General features: G+C 62.3%; 20 protein-coding genes. 9 read left to right on the forward strand and 11 right to left on the reverse strand.

Annotated elements, in window-relative coordinates:
• The first annotated feature begins 89 nt into the window (after positions 1-89).
• The 3 genes from HP556_RS22185 to HP556_RS22195 all read left to right on the forward strand — a co-directional run bounded on the left by HP556_RS22185 (position 90) and on the right by HP556_RS22195 (position 3348).
• Positions 90-827 carry a HugZ family pyridoxamine 5'-phosphate oxidase gene (locus tag HP556_RS22185; protein ID WP_175368558.1) on the forward strand — a complete coding sequence of 246 codons (738 nt, stop codon included), beginning with the start codon at positions 90-92 and terminating at the stop codon, positions 825-827.
• 183 nt (positions 828-1010) lie between these two features.
• Positions 1011-2624, forward strand: a complete 1614-nt coding sequence (locus HP556_RS22190) for a phosphoenolpyruvate carboxykinase (RefSeq protein WP_089262859.1) — start codon at positions 1011-1013, stop codon at positions 2622-2624.
• 286 nt (positions 2625-2910) lie between these two features.
• Entirely contained in the window at positions 2911-3348 is a 438-nt protein-coding gene (locus HP556_RS22195; protein ID WP_175368559.1) for an EamA family transporter, read from the forward strand.
• A gap of 12 nt (positions 3349-3360) precedes the next feature.
• Here the strand turns inward: HP556_RS22195 and HP556_RS22200 are convergent, their stop codons facing one another.
• Positions 3361-5892 (reverse strand): glycogen/starch/alpha-glucan phosphorylase, encoded by a 2532-nt coding sequence (locus HP556_RS22200; protein ID WP_175368560.1) that lies wholly within the window; start codon positions 5890-5892, stop codon positions 3361-3363.
• Positions 5893-6122: 230 nt separating this feature from the next.
• Between HP556_RS22200 and HP556_RS22205 the strand changes: the two genes are divergently transcribed.
• Positions 6123-6554, forward strand: a complete 432-nt coding sequence (locus tag HP556_RS22205; protein ID WP_175368561.1) for a hypothetical protein — start codon at positions 6123-6125, stop codon at positions 6552-6554.
• A gap of 1 nt (position 6555) precedes the next feature.
• Here the strand turns inward: HP556_RS22205 and HP556_RS22210 are convergent, their stop codons facing one another.
• The 3 genes from HP556_RS22210 to pyrE form a co-directional block, all read right to left on the reverse strand.
• Entirely contained in the window at positions 6556-7377 is an 822-nt protein-coding gene (locus HP556_RS22210; RefSeq protein WP_420878691.1) for a DUF2865 domain-containing protein, read from the reverse strand.
• 100 nt (positions 7378-7477) lie between these two features.
• Positions 7478-8842, reverse strand: a complete 1365-nt coding sequence (locus HP556_RS22215) for a sodium:proton antiporter (protein WP_175368841.1) — start codon at positions 8840-8842, stop codon at positions 7478-7480.
• A 115-nt stretch (positions 8843-8957) separates the two neighbouring features.
• Positions 8958-9521 carry an orotate phosphoribosyltransferase gene (pyrE, locus tag HP556_RS22220; protein WP_089263651.1) on the reverse strand — a complete coding sequence of 188 codons (564 nt, stop codon included), beginning with the start codon at positions 9519-9521 and terminating at the stop codon, positions 8958-8960.
• 175 nt (positions 9522-9696) lie between these two features.
• On the opposite strand from pyrE, the gene HP556_RS22225 reads away from it, so the two are divergent.
• Entirely contained in the window at positions 9697-10323 is a 627-nt protein-coding gene (locus HP556_RS22225; protein ID WP_175368562.1) for a glutathione S-transferase family protein, read from the forward strand.
• Here the strand turns inward: HP556_RS22225 and HP556_RS22230 are convergent.
• Entirely contained in the window at positions 10320-10955 is a 636-nt protein-coding gene (locus tag HP556_RS22230; protein ID WP_175368563.1) for a LysE family translocator, read from the reverse strand. The genes HP556_RS22225 and HP556_RS22230 overlap by 4 nt on opposite strands.
• 120 nt (positions 10956-11075) lie before the next feature.
• A complete protein-coding gene (gene polA, locus HP556_RS22235; protein WP_175368564.1) occupies positions 11076-14111 on the reverse strand; it encodes a DNA polymerase I in 3036 nt (1011 codons plus the stop codon).
• A 139-nt stretch (positions 14112-14250) separates the two neighbouring features.
• Here polA and HP556_RS22240 point away from each other — a divergent pair, with 139 nt between their 5' ends.
• Positions 14251-14856 (forward strand): hypothetical protein, encoded by a 606-nt coding sequence (locus HP556_RS22240; RefSeq protein ID WP_175368565.1) that lies wholly within the window; start codon positions 14251-14253, stop codon positions 14854-14856.
• Positions 14857-14859: 3 nt separating this feature from the next.
• On the opposite strand, the gene HP556_RS22245 is transcribed toward HP556_RS22240, so the two are convergent.
• Positions 14860-15924, reverse strand: coding sequence for an acyltransferase family protein (locus HP556_RS22245; protein WP_175368566.1), 1065 nt, complete (start codon positions 15922-15924; stop codon positions 14860-14862).
• Between the two features lie 292 nt (positions 15925-16216).
• Here HP556_RS22245 and hrpB point away from each other — a divergent pair, with 292 nt between their 5' ends.
• From hrpB to HP556_RS22260, 3 genes are all read left to right on the forward strand, one after another.
• Entirely contained in the window at positions 16217-18817 is a 2601-nt protein-coding gene (gene hrpB / locus HP556_RS22250; RefSeq protein ID WP_175368567.1) for an ATP-dependent helicase HrpB, read from the forward strand.
• A gap of 141 nt (positions 18818-18958) precedes the next feature.
• Entirely contained in the window at positions 18959-19477 is a 519-nt protein-coding gene (locus tag HP556_RS22255) for a TIGR02281 family clan AA aspartic protease (protein ID WP_175368568.1), read from the forward strand.
• Positions 19478-19620: 143 nt separating this feature from the next.
• The gene (locus HP556_RS22260) at positions 19621-21120 is read left to right on the forward strand and encodes a phosphomannomutase/phosphoglucomutase (RefSeq protein ID WP_089262839.1); all 1500 of its coding nucleotides are present in this window, start codon (positions 19621-19623) and stop codon (positions 21118-21120) included.
• A 57-nt stretch (positions 21121-21177) separates the two neighbouring features.
• On the opposite strand, the gene HP556_RS22265 is transcribed toward HP556_RS22260, so the two are convergent.
• From HP556_RS22265 to HP556_RS22280, 4 genes are all read right to left on the reverse strand, one after another.
• Positions 21178-22059, reverse strand: coding sequence for a LysR substrate-binding domain-containing protein (locus HP556_RS22265; RefSeq protein ID WP_175368569.1), 882 nt, complete (start codon positions 22057-22059; stop codon positions 21178-21180).
• Positions 22060-22069: 10 nt separating this feature from the next.
• Positions 22070-23104 (reverse strand): YeiH family protein, encoded by a 1035-nt coding sequence (locus HP556_RS22270; protein WP_175368570.1) that lies wholly within the window; start codon positions 23102-23104, stop codon positions 22070-22072.
• Between the two features lie 145 nt (positions 23105-23249).
• On the reverse strand, positions 23250-23759 hold the full coding sequence (locus tag HP556_RS22275) for an Lrp/AsnC family transcriptional regulator (RefSeq protein WP_089262825.1): 510 nt from the start codon (positions 23757-23759) through the stop codon (positions 23250-23252).
• 78 nt (positions 23760-23837) lie between these two features.
• Positions 23838-24770 carry a sugar kinase gene (locus HP556_RS22280; RefSeq protein WP_175368571.1) on the reverse strand — a complete coding sequence of 311 codons (933 nt, stop codon included), beginning with the start codon at positions 24768-24770 and terminating at the stop codon, positions 23838-23840.

Here is a 24770-nt window from a genome sequence, read left to right on the forward strand (position 1 = left end):
GCTTGAATGACGCGTGGGTTCCGTAGATGTATAGACCTCCCGGGGAAGAAGAAATAGCCACTTTTTGCAATGAAATACGGGATTTAACCATGCAGCCGACCCCTGATTTCGACCCCTCGCGCGTCACCCGGTCGCTGTTGCGGCGCAGTCGGCAGGGGGCGCTGGCTACCCTGGCCGTCGGTTCCGGCGATCCTTATTGTGCGCTGGCCAATGTCGCCAGCCACCCGGACGGGTCGCCGATTCTCCTGATTTCCCGGCTGGCGCTTCATACCCGCAATATTCTGGCCGATGCCCGCGTCTCGCTGATGCTTGATGAGCGAGCGCCGGGGGACCCCCTGGAGGGCTCACGCATTATGCTCGGCGGTATCGCGCAGGAGGCCAGCGACAGCGAAAAATCGCTGCTGCGCCGGCGCTATCTCAGCGTCCATCCATCCGCGCAAGTCTTTGTGGATTTTAAGGATTTTTCGTTCTTCCGGATCAAGCCGAAGAGTGCCCATCTGGTGGCCGGCTTTGGCCGTATCGACGACCTGAAGCCGGAGCAATTTCTGACCGATCTCACCGATGCCGAAGGGATGTTGGAGGCCGAGGAGGGCGCTGTTGCTCATATGAACGCCGATCATCTCGATGCGCTTAATCTCTATGCAACGAAGCTTCTCCACGCGGACGCAGGCGACTGGCGGTGCACCGGATGCGATCCGGATGGCATGGACCTGCAGAACGGCGCGACGGTGATCCGGCTGGACTTTCCGCGGCGGATTGTCACTCCGGGTGCATTGCGGCAAGTCCTGAAGGAACTCGCAGAGCAGGCCCGCGCTTTGAAGAATTGAGCGGTATCAAGTGCCGTGCTGGAATAAACCAAATATGCGGACAGCAGCTTGGCATTTCACATCTTCGTCACTATTAGATCGCCGGGTTACGGCCTCGGTGGTTATAATGACGGCTACCGCTGCTGACGTGCGATTGAAGACAGTTGCACAGGTCGGATATGCGGACTCAAGGAGGAATATTCCGTGCAAGAGACGGGCGTACGCAACGGTGCCTATGGCGCCGACAAATTCGGACTGAAAAATCTCAAAGCGGTGAACTGGAATCTCGGCGCGCCGCAGCTTTACGAATATTCGCTGCGTAACGGCGAAGCCGAATTGTCGTCCGATGGCGCGCTCTGTGCTGACACGGGTGAATTCACCGGCCGCAGCCCGAAGGACAAGTTCACCGTCAAGGACGCTTCCACCGAACAGATGTGGTGGGCTGGCAATCAGGCGATCACGCCGGAGCAGTTCGAAGCGCTCTATATCGATTTCAAGAAGCACGCCGAAGGCATGACCCTGTTCGCGCAGGACCTTTATGGCGGCGCCGATCCGAGTTTCCAGATCAAGACCCGCGTGTTCACCGAACTCGCATGGCACTCCCTGTTCATCCGCACGCTGCTGATCCGTCCGGAAGCCGCTGCGTTGAAGGACTTCGTGCCTGAACTCACCATCATCGACCTGCCGAGCTTCAAGGCCGATCCCAAACGTCACGGCTGCCGTTCGGAAAACGTCGTAGCAATCGATTTCGCCCGCAAGATCGTCCTGATCGGCGGGTCTTATTATGCCGGCGAGATGAAGAAGTCGGTCTTCACCACGCTGAACTACTATCTGCCCGCCAAGGGCGTGCTGCCGATGCATTGCTCGGCCAATGTCGGCCCCGACGGTGACAGCGCGATCTTCTTCGGCCTCTCCGGAACCGGCAAGACCACGCTCTCGGCCGATCCGAAGCGCACGCTGATCGGCGATGACGAGCATGGCTGGGGCAAGGACGGCATCTTCAATTTCGAAGGCGGCTGCTACGCCAAGACCATCAAGCTCTCCGAGGAAGCCGAGCCCGCGATCTATGCGGCGAGCAAGCGCTTCGGCGCGGTGCTGGAAAACGTCGTGCTCGACGCCAATACCCGCCTGCCGGATTTCGACGATGGTTCGAAGACCGAGAACACCCGTTCCGCCTATCCGCTCGACTTCATCCCGAATGCCTCGCGCACCGGCCGCGCGCCGCAGCCGAAGAATGTGGTGATGCTCGCCGCCGACGCGTTTGGCGTGCTGCCGCCGATCGCCAAGCTGACTCCGGCGCAGGCGATGTATCACTTCCTGTCCGGCTACACCGCCAAGGTCGCCGGCACCGAGCGCGGCCTCGGCAACGATCCGGAGCCGGAATTCTCGACCTGCTTCGGCTCGCCCTTCCTGCCGCTCGATCCCTCGGTCTATGGCAACATGCTGCGTGACCTGATCGCCAAGCACAATGTCGACTGCTGGCTGGTCAATACCGGCTGGACCGGTGGCAAGTATGGCGTCGGTTCGCGCATGCCGATCAAGGTGACCCGCGCGCTGCTGACTGCGGCGCTGAACGGCTCGCTGCGCAACGTGGAATTCCGCACCGACAAGTATTTCGGCTTCGCGGTCCCGACCGCGCTGGATGGCGTGCCGTCGGAGATCCTCGATCCCGTCAACACCTGGAAGGACAAGGCCGAATTCGACGCGACTGCGCGAAAACTGGTCGGCATGTTCCAGAAGAACTTCGCCAAGTTCGAAGCCCAGGTTGACGCGGATGTCCGCGCCGCTGCGCCGGATGTGAAGCTGGCCGCGGAGTAATTCGCTGCTTTGATTATGAGTGCGAAAGGGCGGCCGTAAGGCCGCCCTTTTTCATGTCACGCGGAACCTATCAGCCGTCATGCCCGGCCAGCGCGAAGCGAGCTTCGTTAGATGTGCCGGGCATCCACGTCTTGGTCATACAAAAAGACGTGGATGGTCGGGGCAAGCCCGGCCATGACGAAACCGTTAGTCGGAATGCGATGCACGACCAGCTAGAACGCGAAGACTGGATTGCTTCGTCGCAAGGGCTCCTCGCAATGACGGCTGACAGGCAAGGACACTTCAGATGAAAAACGTCATGCTCACCTGGCCGTTCTGGGCGCTGCTGTCCGCGGGCTTTGCGGCGCTCACGGCGATCTTCGCCAAGATCGGCATCGAGAACGTCAATTCCGATTTTGCCACTTTCATCCGCACCATCGTTATCCTGCTGGCCGCGGGCATGATGGTCTATGTCACCGGCAACTGGCAGTCGCCGTCCAATGTATCAGTGAAGACGTGGGTGTTTCTGGTGCTGTCTGGTTTCGCGACCGGAGCATCGTGGATCTGCTACTTCCGCGCGCTGAAACTTGGCAATGCCGCGCAGGTGGCGCCGATCGACAAGCTCAGTGTGGTGTTCGTGGCGGTGTTTGCCGTGTTGTTTCTCGGCGAGAAATTGTCGCTGCCGAACTGGCTCGGCGTCATCCTGATCGCCTGCGGCGCGGTGCTCGTTGCGTATCGCGCGTGAGCACCGTCGCGCTTACGTTGCCTTTCGTGCCTGCAGACTCGGTGTGCCCGGCAAATCGCCAGCAACCGGCACGCCCCAGATATCATCGGCATATTCGCGGATGGTGCGGTCTGACGAGAACCAACCCATCCGCGCGGTGTTGAGGATCGCGGCGCGACTCCAAGCTGAGCCGGCCCTCCACCGCGTGTCGATGCCGCGCTGGGCTTCGTAATAGGAGTCGAAGTCGGCCGAGACCACATAGTGATCGAGATGGCGCAACGCGTGGCCGACGGAAGCATAGCGGCCGGGATCGTCCGGCGAGAATGCGCCGGTCTCGATGGCCTGGATGGCGCGGCCGAGATTGGGCGATTTGTTGATGACGTCGGAGGCGTCGAGGCCCTTGGCGCGGCGCTCGACAACTTCAGCAGCGGTCATGCCGAAGATCGCGATATTCTCCGGGCCGACATTGTCGCGGATTTCGATATTGGCGCCATCCAGCGTGCCGATGGTCAGCGCGCCGTTCAGCGAGAGCTTCATATTGCCGGTGCCGGAGGCTTCCATGCCGGCGGTCGAGATCTGCTCGGAGAGATCGGCCGCGGGAATGATGACTTCCGCGAGGCTGACATTGTAGTCCGGCAGGAACGCGACCTTCAGCTTGCCGCCGATCGTCGTATCGTTGTTGACGATATCGGCGACGTCATTGATCAGGCGAATGATCAGCTTGGCATAGCGATAGCTCGCTGCCGCCTTGCCGGCGAAAATCTTGACGCGCGGCACCCAGTCCTTGCCCGGCTCGTCCTTGATCGCCTGATACAGCGCGACTGTTTCAATGAGGTTGAGCAATTGTCGCTTGTATTCGTGGATGCGCTTGATCTGCACGTCGAACAGCGCCGAGGGATCGGCCTGAACGCCGAGCTTCTCGCCAATCACGCGCGCGAGCGCGAGTTTGTTGTGATGCTTGACCTTGCGGAATTCCTGCTGGAACGCGGCATCGCCGGCAAAAGCCTCGAGCTTGATGAGCCGCGTGGGATCGTCGAGCACGGCTTCGCCGCAGGTGGCGCGCAACAGGTCGGTGAGCTTCGGATTGGCCAGCATCAGCCAGCGGCGGAAAGTAATGCCGTTGGTCTTGTTGGTGATGCGGCCGGGATAGAGCTGGTTGAGGTCGTGGAACACGGTCTCCTTCATCAGCTCCGAATGCATCGCCGACACGCCATTGATGCGGTGCGAGCCGATGAAAGCGAGATTGCCCATGCGCACGCGGCGGCCGGAGGTCTCGTCGATGATCGAGACCGAAGCGCGATAGGCGGTGTCGCCGGGGCGCGTGGCATCGGCGCGGTCGAGATGCGCTTCGTTGATGCGATAGATGATTTCGAGATGCCGCGGTAGCAGCCGCTGGAACAGTTCGACCGGCCAGGTCTCCAGCGCTTCGGGCAGCAGCGTGTGATTGGTGTAGGACAAGGTCGCGTTGGTGATCTGCCACGCGGCATCCCAGCGCATATTGTGCTGATCGACCAGGATGCGCATCAGCTCGGCGATGGCCAGGCTCGGATGCGTGTCGTTCATCTGCACCGCCGCCTTGTTGGCGAGGCCACGCAGATTACCGTCGGAATGGAGGTGACGTTTGACGAGATCCTGCAGCGAGGCGGAGACGAAGAAGTACTCCTGGCGCAAACGCAATTCGCGGCCGGCGGCGCTCTCGTCGTTCGGATAGAGGAACTTGCAGATCGCCTCGGCGCGCGCCTGCTCGGCGCTGGCGCTGACATAGTCGCCTGTGTTGAAGACGTCGAGCCGCAGCGGATCCGGCGCGCGCGCCGACCACAGCCGCAGCGCGTTCACATGCTGACCACGCCAGCCGACGATGGGTGTGTCATAGGCAACGGCCTCGACGGTCTCGCCGGGATGCCAGATGACCTGCTTGCGGCCCTTGCCGTCCTCGACGGTCTCGATGCTGCCACCGAAATAGACGTTATACGTGACTTCCCGCCGCGGTAGTTCCCACGGATTGCCAAAGCCGAGCCACTCGTCGGGATATTCCTGCTGCACGCCGTGCGAGATGACCTGACGGAACAGGCCGAAGTTGTAGCGGATGCCGTAGCCAAAAGCTGGAATGCCAAGCGTTGCCATGCTCTCCATGAAGCAAGCGGCGAGGCGGCCGAGGCCGCCATTGCCGAGCGCTGCATCCGGCTCGCATTTGCGGAGTTCGTCGAGGCCGACACCAAGATCGCCGAGCGCGGCTTCGAACAGCGGCAGCAGGCCCATATTGTTCAGCGCATCGGTGAACAGGCGGCCGATCAGGAATTCCAGCGAGAGATAATAGACCCGCTTGCGGCCGGCGTCGTAGCTCTCTTTGTCCGAGCTCAGCCAGCGATGCACCATGCGGTCGCGCAGCGTCAGGGCGGCAGCCTTGTACCAGTCGTGCTTGGTGGCGAATGCGGCTTCCTTGCCGATTGCCAGCCTCAATTTGACGAGAATAGCGCTCTTGATGTCGGCAAGCGCCAGTTCATCGACAGCCGTATTCTCGGGCTGGAATTTTGCTGGGACTGATAGATCTGACAAACCGGCCATCCTGAGCTGTGTCACTGACCAAAATCATACGCGCATTTGGCTGCTCCCGGAACCCGTGGGGGTGGCGAGCTTTTGCCATGGAGCTGCCCGGGATTTGGGCAGGCACGCGAGAACCGAATTTATAAAAATTGGAACAAATTAAGAACAAATTAGTAAGCTATTGATATTCCGAGGTGATTCGTTGCCTTCGCCTACAATATCTATGGTCTGTTCAAGCTCGCGAGGACTAGATGTCCACCATTGCCTTCGATCAGTTTGCTCTCACCCGCATAGCCGACTTTGCGCGGTCGCTGTCGCGGCTGCATTTGATGGCGCGCCGGCATCCGATCGATGACGATCAGATCGATCGCGAGTTCAACACCGTTTGCCTCTCGGTCTGGGGCTATACGACGGACGACATCAGCGATGACCTGTTCTCGCTGGAAGATCACGCCTGGCTCGATCAGCTCGACGAGGCGCATGCGCGGATATTTGCGGCCGAGCAGGGCTACGACCTCGTCGACGACCACGGCATGCTCACCGACTGGTGGGGCTATTGCTGGATGATTCTCGCCGAGAAGCGCGGATTGCTGACGTCGGAGAATCGCGCTGCGGCGCGTGCGGAGATCGAAGAGAAGTATCTCTCGGCACCGAACGTGATCGGCGTCATCGTCGGGCGATGATCTATTGAAGCTCGGCGCGCTTGGCGCGGGCCGTTGGCGCGCTCTTCGGCACGACGGTTGTGGCAGCAGCCGGCGCTGCATCACGCGCGGCTTCCGACATCGGCGCTTCGTCGGTGATCATTTCTGCAGAGACCGGTGCCACCTTCATCTCGCCGAGCCGGGCACGGACATCCGAGGTCAGGCCGGGATAATTCGCAACCGGCGTGAATTCCGCAGTCTGGGTGTTGCCGGTGCGGACACCCGAGAAAGCGACAAGGCCATTTGTGGTGGCGATCACATCGCCGGGACGCAGCGACGTATCGAGCGTGAGATCGACCGGCGCCAGGCCCGCGGGATCGCGGCCGTTGCAGGTGCAGTCGGCCTTCAGCGCCTTGCGATAGGCGAAGGCGTTTTCCAGATCGTTGTAACGCTCACCGGTGCTCGATGATGCGTTCTCGATGCTGCTGCCGAACAGGACCTTGGTGGTCGCCGCCGGGCAGAATGCCTGGCACATCTGAGCGGCGCTCATGCCGCGGCCGAGTGGAAAATATTTGCCGTCGCAGGTGCGCACGCAGAAGGCGGGACCGGAGCCCCCGATAGATGCGCTGCGCTGCTGTGGCGGCGCTTCGGCCGGCGTGTTGAGGCCGAACGGATCGGAGAAGAAATTGCTCTCCGGCGCGGGCGCGCCGCGGCGCTGCTGCTGTTTCTGCGGCTGGCCGCCGCCGAACAGGAAGTCGAAGAAATTCTGCGCAGATGCCGTCTGCGGGGTCAGTCCGACGAGGCTCATCGCCGTCAGCAGCACCAGGGGACGCACGACACGCGAGGATGTTCGATTGTGACGCAACGCCAGCTCCGCGACCGCATGTCAGTGCCCGAGCGAAAACGCTCCGGTGCGGTGTCATGTTAGGGCGTCATGGTAAATGAATGGTAACCAGCGCGGCGCGCTAGATGAAAAACACCCATGTCATCACCAGGAAGACCGGGATCAGCACCGCACCCGACCACAGGATGTAACCGAAGAAGCTTGGCATTTTTATGCCCGCGTCGCGGGCGATGGCATAGACCATGAAATTCGGGGCGTTGCCGATATAGGTGTTGGCGCCCATGAACACTGCACCTGCTGAAATCGCCGCCAGCGTCGCCGCGCCCGATGCCATCAATGTCTTGGCGTCACCGCCGGTGAGTTCGAAGAACACCAGATAGGTTGGCGCATTGTCGAGGAACGACGACAGGATGCCGGTGAGCCAGAAATAGGCGGCATTGTTCGGCGTGCCGTCGGCATGGCTGACGAGCGCCACCAGCGGCGCAAACGGGCCATTGGCGCCAGCCTGCAGCATGGCCATGACCGGCACGATGCAAATGAAAATGCCGGCGAACAGCAGTGCGACTTCCTCGATCGGCCCCCATTTGAAATCGTTCGCCTTGCGGTGCTCGGTCTTTGTCAGCCACAGCGACGCAAATGTCACCAACACGAAAATCACGTCGCGCAGTAAATCCTGCAATGCGAGCGGCGTGCCGAGCACGGTGAAAGTGATGCCGGGCTTCCAGCTCGCGCTCATCAGGATCGCGCCGATGATTACGACCAGCAGCAGCAGGTTGATCTTGCCGTGCAGATGAACAGGCGAATCCGGCGTCGGGTCTTTCTTCCTGGGAAAGTTGCCTTCGCGATGATGCAAATAGACATCGAGCACCATGAAGATCGCCAGCACGATGCCGGCCGCGAACAGCGTTTCCGGAAAAATGTGCACCGTGGTCCAGAAGAAATCGACGCCGCGGAGGAAGCCAAGGAAGAGTGGGGGATCGCCGAGCGGTGAGAGCGAGCCGCCGATATTCGAGACGAGGAAGATGAAGAACACCACCACGTGGACGTTAGTGCGACGATCGTCATTGGCGCGGATCAGCGGCCGGATCAGGATCATCGACGCGCCGGTGGTGCCGACCACGCTCGCGATCAGCGTGCCGAAGCCAAGCAGCACCGTATTGGTGAACACGCTGTCATGCAGGTTGCCTTCGACATAGATTCCGCCGGCCACCGTGAACAGCGCCAGCAGGAGCAGAATGAAGGGCATGTATTCGAGCAGCACGGTGTGGGAGAGCGTGTGCACCACGGTCGTTGCATCAGTCACGAAGAACAGCGGCACGATCACCAACGCGGCCCAGAACGCGGCGAACTTGCCGTAATGGCGCTCCCACAGGTGATGATAGAGCACCGGCCCCGTGGCGATACACAGCAGGATGCCGGCAAATGGTAATGCCCACAGCAGCGACAGTCTGGTGCCATCGAGGCCGCCCTCGGCTGCATGCGCCATATCGGGCGCAAGCGTGACAATGAGGAGCAAAGCAGCGAGGGCGATGAAGCGAAGCAAAAGGTGACCTTTCACTGCGTCCTTGCGCGCATTGTGCGCGAACGGAGCCGATGAAGGATCAACCCTTCAGAAATTCCCCGGCCTTGTAAAGCGAGCGAAACGCCACGCCGGCCTTGGCAAAGGTTTCGGCTGCGCCTTCATCGCGATCAACCATGGTGAACACCAGCACGACTTCGCCGCCGGCCTCGCGCACGGCGTCGAGCGCCTTCACGGCAGAGCCACCAGTGGTGGTGACGTCCTCGACAATGACGATGCGCTTACCCTCCAGCGTCTCGCCCTTGGCGAGGCCTTCGACGGCGAGGCGCGCGCCATGTTCCTTCGGCTTCTTGCGGACGAAGAAGGCCGCGATCGGATGGTTCTTCAGCCAGGAGAGCTGCGCCAGCGCGCCGGCCAGCGGTACGGCGCCCATCTCCAGCCCGCCGACATAATCGAGATTGTCGTCGCGCAGCGCGTCGTAGGTCAGCTCGGCCAGCAGGGCCGCGCCTTCCGGGTGGCACATCGTGGGTTTCAGGTTGAAATAGAAATTGCTCTTGCGGCCCGAAGCCAGCGTGATCTCGCCATAACCGAACGAACGGTCGCGGATGATCTCGAACAGGCGGGCGCGGGCGGCTGATTTGGTCAATGGCATGTCTCTGTTGAAACGGTCTCTGTGCTGAACCGGGCGCAATCTATCGGCGCTTTCCGGCACATTCCAGACTGGCGCGGGCCTCGTCAACACTCTCGGGCCGTTTTACCGCCCATCGAGACGATGCTACAGACCGGGCAACAAGATCGGGCAAGACCGGAAGAGGAATCGCATGACTATCGAGCTGCACACCTGGAATACGCCGAATGGCCGCAAGATCTCCGTCGCACTGGAGGAAATGGGCCTGCCTTACAAGGTCTTCCCGGTGCATATCGGCAAGGGCGAGCAGATGAAGCCCGAATTCCTGAAAATCAGCCCGAACAACAAGATCCCGGCTATCGTCGATCCCGACGGCCCGGACGGCAAGCCGGTCAGCGTGTTCGAATCCGGGGCCATCCTGCTGTATCTCGGCGAGAAGACCGGCAAATTCCTGCCCAAATCCCTCGGCGAGCGCATCCCGGTGCTGGAATGGCTGATGTGGCAGATGGGGGGCTTCGGTCCGATGCCCGGCCAGGTGCATCATTTCATCGCGCTGGAGGACGAAACCCAGCGCGTCTATGGGCTGAAGCGCTATTCGGACGAGACGCGCCGGCTCTATGGCGTGCTGGATCGTCGCCTGGCCGACCATGAATTCGTTGCCGGCGCGCTCTCGGTGGCTGATTTCGCCATCCTCGGCTGGGCCTGGCGCCATGAGCGCCACAAGGTGTCGTTCGCCGATTTCCCGAATGTCGGCCGCTGGTACGATGCGTTGATGGCGCGTCCGGGTGTGAAGCGCGGCATGGACGCGAAGCTGGATTAAGCCCGCTTTGTCTCCAGCGCCATCCGCACGGCGAGACCGGCCAGCACCGTGCCCATCAGCCAGCGCTGCAGCTTGAGCCAGGTCGGTCGCTCGCCGAGAAACAGGGCGATCGACCCGGCGCCGAGCGCGATCAGCCCGTTGACGCCGACGCTGATGATCGTCTGCGTCGATCCGAGCACCAGCGACTGCGTCAGCACGCTGCCGGCCGTGGGATCGATGAATTGCGGCAGCAGCGCCAGATACAGCATCGCGATCTTTGGATTGAGCAGATTGGTGACGAAGCCCATGACGAACAGCTTGCGCGGGCTGTCGATGGCGAGCTTCTTGACCTGGAACGGCGAGCGTCCGTTCGGCTTCAGCGCCTGCCATGCCAGCCACAGCAGATAGGCCGCACCGGCGAGCCTCAGCGCGTCATAGGCGTAAGGGACTGCGAACAGCAGCGCGGTGATGCCGAAGGCCGCGCACAGCATGTAGAAGATGAAACCCAGTGCGACGCCGCCAAGCGACACCATGCCGGCCGCAGGCCCCTGCGTGATCGAGCGCGAGATCAGATAGATCATGTTCGGTCCCGGCGTCAGCACCATGCCGAGCGAGACGAGGGCGAAGCCGAGCAGGGACGTGAGATGGGGCATGGGACTACTCGCAGGCTGGGAATGGTCGTTGTGTAGCCCATGCGATGGCGTCGGACCATTTCGGATTCAGCATCGCAGATAGTCGAAATCCATCTGCAATGCCGTTCGTGGGCGGTAAAACTAGTGCGCCTCTTCCCAGTTATCCGCCGCGCGCGCATCGACCTGCAGCGGCACCGACAGCAGCACCGCCGGGAACGGCGCGTCCTGCATCGTGTGCTGCACGATCGGCAGCGTCGCCGCGACTTCGTCGTCGGGGACCTCGAAGATCAGTTCGTCATGCACCTGCAGCAGCATCTTGGCTGAGAGTTTCTTCTCCGCCAGCGCGTCTCCCATCCGCGTCATGGCGCGGCGGATGATGTCGGCGGCGGTGCCCTGCAGGCGGGCATTGATGGCGGCGCGTTCGTTGAAGGCGCGGATCGAAGCGTTGCTTGCCTTGATGTCCGGGTAGTGGCACTTGCGGCCGAACAGGGTCTGCACATAGCCGTGCTCCCGGCAGAAATCGCGCGTCTGATCCATGTAAGCGCGGATGCCAGGGAAGCGTTCGAAGTACTTCTTGATATAGGCGCCGGCTTCCTCGCGGGGGATGCTGAGCTGGTTGGCGAGGCCGAAGGCCGAAATGCCGTAGATGATGCCGAAATTGATCGCCTTGGCGCGGCGGCGGATTTCCGCCGGCATGTCCTTGACCGGCACGCCGAACATTTCCGAAGCCGTCATGGCGTGAATGTCGAGGCCGTCCTGGAAGGCCTGTTTCAGCACAGGGATATCGGCGATCTCTGCCAGCAGTCGCAATTCGATCTGCGAGTAGTCGGCCGACACCAGCTTGTGGCCGGGCGCGGCGATGAAGGCACGCCTGATCTTGCGGCCATCCTCGGTACGAACAGGGATGTTCTGCAGGTTCGGTTCGTTGGACGATAGGCGGCCCGTGGTGGTCGCCGCCAGTGCGTAGGTGGTGTGAACGCGATGGGTCTGCGGATGCACGTAATTCGGCAGCGCGTCGGTATAGGTCGAGCGCAATTTCGAGACCTGACGCCAGTCGAGAATCTTGCGCGGGAATTCGTGGCCTTGTTCGGCGAGGTCATCGAGCACCTGCGCTGAGGTCGACCACGCGCCGGTCTTGGTCTTGCTGCCGCCCGGCAGACCCATCTTGCCGAACAGGATATCGCCCAATTGCTTGGGACTGCCGATATTGACCTCCTCGCCGGCGATCTCCCGGATTTCGGCTTCGATGCGGGCAGCAGTCTGCGCGAAATCGGCAGAGAGCTTTGAGAGCACCTGACGATCGATGGAGATGCCGCGGCGCTCCATGCGGGCGAGCACGGAGATCAGCGGCCGCTCCAGCGTCTCATAGACGGTGGTCATGTGCTCGGCCGCAAGGCGCGGCTTCAGCACGTTCCACAGCCGCAGCAACACGTCGGCATCCTCGGCAGCGTAGGCCGTGGCGCGGTCGATCTTGACCTGTTCGAACGTCAGCTTGCCCTTACCGGAGCCGATCAGTTCGCCAAAGGTCAGCATGGCATGGCCGAGCCAGATCTCGGCGAGCGCATCGAGGCCATGGGCGTTGCGCCCGGCGTCGAGCGCATAGGACATCAGTTGCACGTCGTCATGATTGCGCAGGGTGATGCCGTGTTGTGCGAGCAGCACCGCGGTAAACTTGATGTTGAAGCCGATCTTCAGCAGGCCCGCGGATTCCAGCACCGGTTTCAGCGCTTCAAGCGCATCGGCAGCCTTGATCTGGTCGGGCTCGAGATCGGCGGCGAACAGGCCTGCGCCATCGCCGGATTGGCGATGGGCCAGCGGCACATAGCAGGCATCATTCGGACCGAGCGACAGCGCGATGCCGACCATGTCGGCCTGCATCGGATCGATCGACGACGCCTTGCATTCGAACGCGACGTGACCGGTATCGACAATCCTGGCGATCCACGTGTTGAGCTCGGCGAGCGTGCGCACGGACCGGTAGTTGTCGCGCTTCACCGGCATCTTGCGTGCGGCTTCGGCGCGTGCCTTGGCCAGCGAGATCGGGGTGAGCACATCCTTGCTGCCTGGACCGGTCGCATGGGCGCTACCGCTCACTGGGCCGGTTGCGCCTGTTTTGCTTTTCGCAGTGGATGTAGATGCAGGGGGTGCAGATTCGGTGTTCCCGAACAGATCGCCGCCTGCCTTATGAGCGGAGGGCGCGGAGCTGCTCTTCGTCGCGCTGTCGGCCTCCACATCCGCCGGATCGATCTCGGCATATTCAGCGACACGCCGCGTCAGCGTCGAGAATTCCATCGCCTTCAGGAACGCGATCAGCTTGCGTGCGTCGGGCTCATGCACCGCGAGGTCATCGAGCGGCACGTCGAGGGCGACCTTGTCGTCGAGCAGCACGAGCTGCCGCGAGATTCGCGCCTTCTCGGCGTGCTCGATCAGTGACTCACGGCGCTTCGGCTGCTTGATCTCGCCAGCGCGGTTCAGCAGCGTTTCGAGGTCGCCATATTCGATGATGAGTTGCGCAGCGGTCTTGATGCCGATGCCGGGGACGCCGGGCACGTTGTCGACGCTGTCGCCGGCCAGCGCTTGTACTTCGACGACCTTGTTCGGCGGCACGCCGAATTTCTCGATCACCTCGGCAATGCCGAGGCGACGATCCTTCATGGTGTCGTACATGGTGACCTGTTCGGTCACGAGCTGCATCAGATCCTTGTCCGACGACACGATGGTGGCGGTCGCGCCGCGCTCACCGGCTTCGCGGACATAGGTCGCAATCAGATCGTCGGCCTCGAAGCCTGATTGTTCGATGCTCGGCAGGTCGAAGGCGCGGACGGCGTCGCGGATCAGCGCGAATTGCGGGATCAGGTCGTCCGGCGCCGGCGGCCGGTGCGCCTTGTATTCGGGATACAACTTGTTGCGGAAGGTCACTTCCGACTTGTCGAAGATGATCGCCAGATGCGTCGGCCGGTTGTCCGGCGGCATGTCGCGGATCAGCTTCCACAGCATGTTGCAGAAGCCCAGCACCGCATTGACCTGCAGCCCGTCGGATTTGCGGTTCAGCGGCGGCAGTGCGTGATAGGCGCGGAAAATATAGGACGAGCCGTCGACCAGAAAGACATGGTCACCCTTCGCGAGGGCCTTGACGGCGGCGGGCTTGGCGGCGGTTGTTTCTGAGGTTTTCGGCATGGCCGCAACTTAAGGATTTTCGCCGGAAATGACAGTCTGTCAGCCAGTCATCCCGCCGGTTTTTGTGATGCCGCCCGGCTTGCGCCGCGCCCTGTTCCATGTGCCCTTGCGCCGGTTATTGCCAATCGAAGGACCATTCATGCCCGAGCTCGCCGAACTGATGGACAAGATGAAGGGCGTGGAGGCCGAGATCGAGGCCGAGCTGACCCGCCGGCGGGAAGAGCTGCGCTTCCGTTTCGAGCGGCGCAAGATCGTGTTCGAGCAGGATATCGAGAAGCTGCAGCGCGCCATCAAGGTGGGCGCGTCGAAATACCTCTTCAGCGCCAATCCGCTGATCGTGTTGTCCGCTCCGGTGATCTATTCGCTGATCATCCCCTTCGTACTGATCGATCTCTGGGTCATGGCCTATCAGGCGATCTGCTTTCCGATCTACGGTATCCCCAAGGTGCGGCGGCGCGACTATCTGGTGTTCGACCGGCATCACCTCGCTTACCTCAACATCATCGAAAAGGTGAACTGCGCCTATTGCTCGTATTGCAACGGGGTCGCTGCCTTTGTGCGCGAAGTTGCCGCCCGCACCGAAGTCTATTGGTGCCCGATCAAGCATGCGCGCCGCGTGCTCGGCCCGCATCCGCATTATGTCGGATTTGCGGATTTCGGCGACGCGGAAGGTTTCCGCGCCAAGATTGAGGGCATGAAGGACGGCGTGAAGCTCGATGACGGAAGGTCGCCGACGGCGGTGTAAGTTCTACTCCGCCGCCTGCAGCGTCGCGCTTTTCTTTTTCGGCGCAATCCAGAACGCGGCCGGGCGCTCGAACAGGAAGTTCGCACGGACCATCAGCGCGAGCCTCCAGATCACCAGCGCGCCGATGACGCCGCAGAGTGTCACCAGCAGCGAGATCGTGCCGATGTCGAACGGGCTGAATTTCAGCAACAGCGCGCGGGATGTCGCCATCGGCAGGAAGAAGGCGAGATAGATCACGATGGAATGCTCGCCGAAGAAGCGGATGAAGCCGAGCCACTGCATCTTCGCTAGCAGCGTGCCCATCACGATGATCGCGACCGCGCCGGCAAAGCCGAGCATCAGCGAGGTCACTGGCCATTCGCTGCAGCCGTCATAGACGAGAGCGGCATTGACCAGCGCCCAGGCCGCAAGGCCGACCAGCGCCATCACTGGTTTGGCCCGTGCGCGATCGGACAGCGCGAAGACCTGCGTCGCGAACAGGTAGCCCGAATAGAAATAGACGAAGCGCGAGCAGAACTCGTCGATCATCGTCCAGCCGGTGCTGATATGCGCCATCTCCAGTGCGGCGGCGATGCCCCAGATCAGCAGCGGCGGCACGCGCCGCGCCAGCTTGGTGACGATGAAGAACACCGGCAGCATATAGATAAACCACAGCGTACCGAACGGCTCGATGTAGGAGATCAGATAGAGATTGGCGACATAGGCCCAGCCGTGTTCGGCAGCAAAGCCGGGCGCCTTGAAGCCGAACTGGATGGTCACCCACAGCACATAGAAATACAGGAAGTGGACGACCTTGCGGTCGAGATAGGTCCGCCAGTCGCGGTCGATGACACGGGCCAGAAAGAGCCCGGAGATCAGGAAGAAATCCGGCATCCGGAACGGTTTGGCGAAGGCCACCAGCAGATGCATGTAGCCGGTCTGGCCGGCGGCCAGTTCGACGCCCAGCACCGAATGCATCATCACCACCATGATGATGCAGATGCCCTTGGCGTAATCGACCCAGTCGATTCGCTCTGTCCCTGACAGCGCCGCGCGATCGGCGACGGCGAAGGTGCCACTGGTGGTCATCGGTATCCCCTGTTCGGCGCTTCTTTTGGCCGGATCATGAGACGAGATCGGTTTCAATTGCCTTTCTCTAAACCCCAAATATGCCCCGCAAATGGTCGCGGCAGGGCGAGTTTGGCGGGGTGGTTAACGGGCGTTAAGGAGTGGGGGAATGGGGCGCAACGTCCTCTCCACCGTTATCGCCGGGCTTGACCCGGCGATCCATCTTCTCGCGAAGCAAGATGGATACGCGGGTCAAGCCCGCGTATGACACCTGAGATTGGTATGCCCCCGAGAACATCGCGAAGATGACGATTTGACCCGAACCTTCGATACATCCCTGCCCATCGATGCTGTGCTCGACGACCTGTCAGGCGCGCTGGAGGCCGGCAACGCCGCGGTGCTGGTGGCGCCGCCGGGCGCCGGCAAGACCACGCGCGTGCCGCTGGCGCTACTCGATGCGCCGTGGCTGAAGGGCAGGAAGATCATCATGCTGGAGCCGCGGCGCATTGCAGCCCGCGCCAGCGCCGAGCGGATGGCGAAAACGCTGGGCGAGCGCGTCGGCGAGACCGTCGGCTATCGCGTCCGCTTCGGCTCCAAGATCTCGCGCAACACCCGGATCGAAGTAGTCACCGAAGGCATCTTTTCGCGGCAGATCCTCGACGATCCCGAGCTGAAGAATATCGGCGCCGTGCTGTTCGACGAATTTCACGAGCGCTCGCTCGATGCCGATATGGGCCTCGCGCTGGCGCGCGATGCGCAGACCGGATTGCGCGAGGATCTGCGCATCCTGGTGATGTCGGCAACCATCGACGGCGCACGTATCGCGAAGCTGCTTGGCGATGCACCGGTCATTGCCAGCGAGGGGCGGGCCTATCCGGTGGAGACGCGCTATCTCGGCCGCAAGCCCGACATCCAGCTCGAGCGGCAGATGGCCGACGCCATCGCGACGGCCTTGCGTGCCGATCCCGGCTCGGTGCTGGCCTTCCTGCCGGGTGCCGCGGAAATCCGTCGCACGCAGAACTTTCTCGCCGAGCGCGTGCAGGACGCGTCCATCGAGATCGTCCCTTTATTCGGTGCACTCGATGCCGGCGTACAGGACCGTGCCATCCAGCCCGCGCCCAAGGGACAGCGCAAGGTGGTGCTGGCAACCTCGATTGCCGAGACCTCGCTGACCATCGAAGGCGTGCGCATCGTGGTGGATTCCGGCGTCGCGCGCGTGCCGCGCTATGAGCCGGACATCGGACTGACGCGGCTGGAGACCGTGCGGGCCTCGCGCGCTGCGGTCGATCAGCGCCGCGGCCGCGCCGGCCGGACCGAGCCCGGCATCTGCTATCGGCTATGGGACGAGCCGCAGACCGCCTCATTGCCGGCCTACACACAGCCGGAAATTCTCAGCGCGGATCTGTCAACGCTGGTGCTCGATCTCGCGCAATGGGGCGTCAGCGATCCCGCGCAACTGACCTTCCTTGATCCGCCGCCCGCGCCAGCGCTGAAGGAAGCACGCGGCCTGCTCGGCGAACTCGGCGCGCTGGATGGTGACGGCCGCATCACCGAGGAAGGCCATGCGCTGCGCGCGCTGGCGCTCCCGCCGCGGCTGGCGCGCATGATCGTGGATTCGGCGCGGTTTGGTTATGGCGAGGAGGCGTCCGAGATCGCTGCGGTCCTTACTGAACGTGGCCTTGGTGGCGACAGCGTCGATCTCGACCACCGCCTCGATCAGTTCCGCCGCGATCGCTCGCAGCGCGCCGGCAGTGCCCGGCAGCTCGCGGAGCGCTGGGCGTCGCAGGTCGAAGGCAACGAGCGCGGCGCTTCTGCTCCCTCCCCCCTTGCGGGGGAGGGCCGGGGAGGGGGGTCCACAAGTGAGGTCGGAGCGTGGGGCACCCCCATCCCCGACCCTTCCCCGCAAGGGGGAAGGGGGCTCGACCGCCGCAGCCCAACCTCGGATACGCTGACCACCGGCACCATGCTCGCTTTCGCCTTCCCGGATCGCATGGCCAAGAACCGCGGCAATGGCAGTTTCGTGCTGGCCAATGGTCGCGGGGCGTCGATCGAACAAAGCGCCGCGCTTGCGCGGGCGCCTTACATCGCCGTTGCCGAACTCACCGGAACCGCCGCCAATGGCCGCATCCTGCTGGCAGCGCCGATCGCGCAGGCCGATATCGAAACGCGCTTCGCCGATCAGATCGAGAATACCGACGATGTCAGTTTCGATCGCGCATCGATGTCGCTGCGTGGCCGTCGCAAGCGTGTGCTGCATGCGATCACGTTGTCGGAAGCACCGTTCACGCTGAAACCGTCCGAAGACACCGCGCGTGTCTTCGCCGACGGTCTGGTCGCCGCGGGTATCGACCGCCTGCTATGGTCCAAGGCGCTGCAGCAGTGGCGCGGACGCGTGATGTTCCTGCGTGCGTCGGAAGGCGACGCGTGGCCCGATCTGTCCGACACTGCGCTTGCCGCGACGCGCGAAAGCTGGCTGATGCCGGCGCTGTTCGACAAGATCTCGCTGAAGGACTTTTCGGCGGGCGATCTGTCCGACGCCGTGATGGGCCTGCTGCCCTGGGATCTGCGCGCGCGGCTCGACAAGGAAGCGCCAACGCATTTCGAGGCGCCGACGGGGACGGTGCTGGCGATCGATTACGAAGCCGAGCAGGGGCCGACCATTGCGGTCCGTCTGCAGGAATTGTTCGGGCTCAACACCCATCCGTCGGTCGCCAAGGGCAAGGTGCCGCTGGTGCTGGAATTGCTGTCGCCGGCGCAGCGGCCGGTGCAGGTGACGCGCGATCTACCGGGCTTCTGGCGGGGCAGCTACCTCGACGTGCGCTCGGACCTTCGCGGCCGCTATCCGCGACATCCCTGGCCGGAAGATCCCGCCAATGCGCTGCCGACGCGCCGCGTGAAGCCGCGCGGGACGTGATCATCAGGCAAAGTGCCGCTCATTAACGCTTCGCTCATCCTTTTCGCGAAAATAGCAGTCTGTAAGACCGTCCTGAACGGACGGTGGTGAGCCCGTGTGATGAACTCGCGGTTCCCCTGATTGCGTTCAGTGAGGTTGCGTATGCGTAGTATCATGTTCTTCGCGGCGATCCTGATCGGTCTGGGCACCGTGATGGCGCAGATGGCCGACAAGATGACGGCGACGACGCCGGCCATGGCGAAGGCGTCATCCCCTGCAGCCACCACACAGGGCAATGCAAAGGCCGGTGTCCGTAGCCTGTCGATTGCGCGCGATGCGCGCGGTCACTTCCAGACTGAGGGGAGCATCGAGGGCCAGCGCATCGGCTTCATGGTCGATACTGGCGCATCTGTCATCGCATTGAATGAAAAGTCGGCGGCACGATTTGGCCTGCGTCCCTCGCGTGCCGATTATAACGCCACGGTGACAACGGCGAACGGAACGCTGAAGGCTGCGCGCACGCGAATCGCTGTCGTGCAGGTCGGTGAGCTGACCGTGCGTGATGTCGATGCGATGGTGCTGCCCGATGAGGCACTGTCCGAGAATCTACTCGGCCTGTCGTTTCTCTCGAAGTTGAAACGCTTCGAATATGCAAATGGCCGGATGGTACTCGAACAGTAGTACCTCATATCCCCACGCATTTACGCCGCAGCCCAATTCTAAACAAACTCGCATCCTTGAATGCCCATGCGTCTTCCCACAGGCGTGCGCAAAGGCTAAGCCTGCGCATTCAAGATTGATCCCAATTGATGCGAGGTCCTGCGATGTTTCCGAAGCCGAAGCCCTTGCTCGTGCCGAATACCTACGCTTACGAATCCGAGCCGATGGTAAAGGCCACGGGTTTTCGCGAATATGACGCGCGCTGGCTGTTCGGCAAGGAAATCAACCTGATGGGCATTCAGGCGCTGGGCATGGGGCTCGGTGCGCTGATTGCAGAACTCGGCCAGAAGCAGGAAATCGTCACCGGACATGATTTCCGTGGCTACTCCGCCTCGATCAAATATGCGCTGATGACGGGCCTGATGGCCGCCGGCTGCAAGGTCCATGATATCGGTCTTGCGGTAACGCCGATGGCCTATTTCGCGCAGTTCGATCTCGACGTGCCCTGTGTCGCCATGGTGACGGCCTCGCATAACGACAATGGCTGGACCGGTGTGAAGATGGGCGCCAGCAAGCCGCTGACCTTCGGTCCGGACGAGATGACCCGGCTGAAGGAAATCGTGCTCAACGCGGAGTTCAAGAATAAGGCCGGTGGTTCCTATCAATTCCACGAAAACTATCCGGCGCGTTATATCGCCGATCTCACCAATCGCCCGAAGCTGAAGCGCAAGCTGAAGGTCGTCGTGGCCTGCGGCAACGGCACCGCGGGCGCCTTCGCGCCCCAGGTGATGGAAGCGATCGGCTGCGAGGTGATCCCGCTCGATACCGAGCTCGATCACACGTTTCCAAAATACAATCCGAACCCGGAAGACATGGAGATGCTGCACGCGATCCGCGATGCGGTGCTCGAACACAAGGCCGATGTCGGTCTCGGTTTCGACGGTGACGGCGATCGCTGCGGCGTTGTCGACAACACCGGCGAGGAGATCTTCGCCGACAAGGTCGGCGTGATGCTCGCCCGCGATATGTCCGCGGTTCACAAGGATGCGACCTTCGTGGTCGACGTGAAATCGACCGGACTGTTCGTGACGGATCCGGTGCTGCAGAAGCAGAATGCCAAGACGACCTATTGGAAGACCGGCCACTCCTACATGAAGCGCCGCACCAATGAGCTGAAGGCGCTCGCTGGCTTCGAGAAGTCCGGTCACTTCTTCTTCAATGCGCCGGTGGGGCGCGGCTATGACGACGGCCTCGTCTCGGCGATTGCGATCTGCGAAATGATGGACCGCGCGCCGGGCAAGACCATGGCCGATCTCAAGGACGCGCTGCCGAAGACCTGGTCGTCGCCGACCATGTCGCCGCATTGTGCCGACGAGACCAAATACGGCGTCGTCGCTGCGGTGGTGAAGCATTTCGAGGATGCGCAGAAGAAGGGCGACAAGGTCGCGGGACAATCGATCCGCGATCTCGTGACGGTCAACGGCGTGCGCGTCACCTGCGAGGACGGCAGCTGGGGTCTGGTGCGGGCGTCATCAAATAAGCCGGAGCTGGTGGTCGTGGTCGAAAGCCCGGTCTCCGAAGCGCGGATGCACGACATGTTCGAAGCCATGAATGTGGTGCTGCGGACGCATCCGGAAGTCGGCGCGTATAACCAGACGATCTGATTCTCGACGACGCTTGGCGGCGCTCCGCTAACCTCTCCCCGGCGGGGAGAGGTTAAGTTAGGGCGTTGCAATCATCTCCGACATCTCCCTTGCCGCTTGCGTCACATAGCGCTCCTTGTGGCGCAGCTGGATGAAGCGCCGTGTTGGCAGCGAGGCTTCGAGGGCGATGAGATCGCCGGTGCCGATCAAGGCGGCGGCAACCAGGCGTGAGATGATGCTCGCACCAGCGCCGGCCACGACGGCCGCGCAGACGGCTTCGTTCGACGGCAGCTCCATGGCGATACGGATGTCATCGGGCGAGCTTCCTGATTGGCCCAGCACCGATTGCGCGATGGCGCGTGTGCCGGAACCGGCTTCACGCAGCACCCAGTTCGTCTCGGCGAACCGACCCGGCACGACAGTGTGTTGCTTCGCCCATGGATGCGACCGGCCGACCACCAGCACGAGTTCGTCGTCGCCCACGGGCTGGGTCGCGAGTGCCGGATCGTCAACCGCGCCTTCAACGATGCCGAAATCGACTTCGCCGTCGCGCACCCAATCGGCCACCTGTTCGGTATTTCCGATGCGGAGGCTGAGGTCGATGCCGGGGAAGCGCTGGCGATAGTGCGCCATGACAGGCGGCAGAAAGTAGTTGCCGACGGTCTGGCTCGCGGCCAGCGCAAGGGAGCCGCGCGTCATGCCAGCCATATCGGTGAGGACGGTCGTCGCGGCGGCAGCGCGTGCCAGCACGGCCCGGGCTTCGATCAGAAAGGCGCGGCCAATCTCGGTCAATTCGATGCGGCGGCCGACGCGGTGAAACAGCTGCGTCGCATAGCGCGCTTCCAGCGCCGCAATGGCGGCGCTGGTGGCAGATTGGGTAAGATGCAGACTCTCGGCAGCCCGCGTCATGTGCTCGTGTTCGGCGACGGCGACGAAGATCCGGAGCTGTTCGAGCGTCATGGCATCTCCATCATGTAGTCAGTTTCACCAGCATGAGGCTGAAGCCGGCAATGAACAGGAAGGCTGCAGCACCCAGCAGCAGCGGGCGCAGGCCCTTGGCGCGCAGCTTCTGGATATTGGTTTCCAGCCCCATGGCGGCGAGCGCCATGGTCAGCAGGAAGGTCGTGATCGGAATGATCACGCTCATAGCTGCATGCGGCACGTCAACGAGGCTATTCAGGATCACCATCGCCACGAAGCCGAAGGCGAACCACGGCATCGGCACCTTGGCGCTGCCGGATTCCGCGCCGATGGAACGTGCACGTCGCGTCGCCAGCAGGCCGAGTGCAATCACCACCGGTGCCAGCATCATCACGCGCGCGAGTTTCGCGACGGTGCCGAATTCGCCGGCGTCGCGGCTGTGCTGGAAGGTGGCCGCGACCACCTGCGCGATCTCGTGGATCGATGCGCCAGCCCAAAGCCCGAAATGATGTGGGTCGAGCTGCAGCACGCTACCGAGTAGCGGATAGACGAACATGGCGATCGAGCCAAAGATGGTGACGCAGGCGACCGCGTAGGCGACATCCTCATCGGGCGCGCGGGTCACGGTGTTGGTTGCGATCACGGCGGACGCGCCGCAAATCGATGTGGCGGCGGCGATCAGTTCGACCAGTCTGCGGTCGATACCCATCGCGCGGCCAAGCCATGTGGTGAAGATGAAGGTTGTAAGGAGCGTCGCCGCGATCACCGCGAAGCCGATGCCGCCAACTTCCAGCAACTGCGCCGCGGTGAGCTGCAGGCCGAGCAGGATGATGGCGAAGCGCAGGATGCTGCGCATGGAGAAACTGATGCCGGCTTTGGCCGCAGCCGGCGCGCCGGATGTGTTCTGGATCGCGATACCGATGCCGATGGCCAGGATCATCGGACTGGCGAGGCCGATATAGGGGATTTCACGCAAGGCGAGTGCAGTGCCGGCGATGGCGCCGGTGAGCGCCAATCCGGGAAGAAGCGGGTTGCGAGCAGCAAGCGGGCTGGTGCGGTTCGCATCTTGGGCAAGAACGGTCATGGGCCAAACTCCGGTTTGGCCACATCCTCATGCCGTTTGACCAATAAATCTAATTGATCATTATTGTTGATTCAATCGAATTATATGATTGATCTGTTTCGGCGTCGTCGCCCGGTCCAACCGGGCGACGACAGCGCGGTATTTCTCAAGCAGCCGGCATCGGTGGCACCGGCAGTGCCGTGACCGACTTGATCTTCTCCATGGCGAAGCGGGAGGTGACGTTCTTCAAGGCCACGGCACTGATCAGCTTCTTGTAGAAGATGTCGTAGCTCTGCATGTCGGCCACGACCACGCGCAGCATGTAGTCGACGTCGCCGGCCATCCGGTAAAATTCCATGACTTCGGGCATGGCGCTCACGGCATCGGCGAACTTCTTCAGCCAGGCGTCGGAATGGTCGCCGCTCTCCACCGAGACAAACACCGAGATACCGAGGCCGATCTTGTTCTGATCGACCAGGGCAACCCGGCGGAGGATTACGCCATCGGCCTCGAGGCGCTGGATGCGCTTCCAGCACGGTGTGGACGAAAGTCCCACGCGATCGCCGATCTCGGCCACCGACAGCGAGGCGTCTTCCTGCAGGACGGTCAGGATCTTGCGATCGATTGCATCGAGGCGGCGGGTGGATTCAAGGGGCTGGTCGGCGACATCGGTCATGGGAAGAACTTTGTTCTAATTATGGGGTCGCGTAACCTCATATATAGAACATTCTTCCAAAGCAAGCCCTGTACCGCCTCAGCTAAGGGCGCCGACCCTGGATTCCCTCAAAAGCTGTTCGACTTCAGCACGTTGCGGGCAGGCAAAAGCACCGCCATAGCGGGTGCATTTCAGGGCCGCGGCGGCGGAGGCGAAGCGCAGCGCCTCCGGTACCGACTTGCCGCCCGCGAATTCCAGCGCGAAGGCGCCATGGAAAATGTCGCCGGCGCCGAGGGTGTCCACGGTGTGAACGGGGAAGGCCGGGGTTTCCTTGGGATGTCCGTGCTCGTCGAGCCACAGGGTACCGCGGGGGCCGCGGGTGACGGCGAGGAAAGACGAGGTCAGCGTCGCCATCTTCTGCAGCGCTTTCAGATTGTCGGTGATGCCGGCGGTCGATTGCAGCGCATCGTCCGAGAAGATCAGGTGCGAGGAGGCGGTCAGCAGGCCCTCGCGCTGCGACAGCGTGCTGTCGATATCGACGACGACGGGAATGCCGCGATGACGTGCCTCGATGCACAGCTCGGTGGCGAAGCCGGCGCAGCGGCTCTCGACCAGAATGGCGCTGCAGTCCTGCAGCAGCAGGTCGTGGTCGGGCAGTTTTACCTTCCAGAGTTCGGGATCGCGGAAGGTGACGATGGTGCGCTCGCCCGACGGGTCGATCATGACGGCCGAGATCGGTGTCACCAGGCCCGGCATATGCACCAGATGCGCGGAGTCGATGCCTTCCTTGGCGAGGTCATCGAACAGAAACTGGTCGGCGGTCTCGTTCTTGTCGCCCATCGGCCCGGTCATCGACGCCCGGCCACCCAGCCGGCTGACGCCGATGGCGGCGTTGAGCGCATTGCCGCCGATGATCTGGGCGAAACGTTGGGAGGGGAATTTCTGGCCACGCCCCGGGACGGCTTCGACGGCAAAGGTCAGGTCGCGAACCGGCAGGCCGATACACAATACGTGGACAGGCTTGGCACTCAT

Source organism: Tardiphaga robiniae, assembly GCF_013359755.1.
Taxonomy (GTDB): Bacteria; Pseudomonadota; Alphaproteobacteria; order Rhizobiales; family Xanthobacteraceae; genus Tardiphaga; species Tardiphaga robiniae.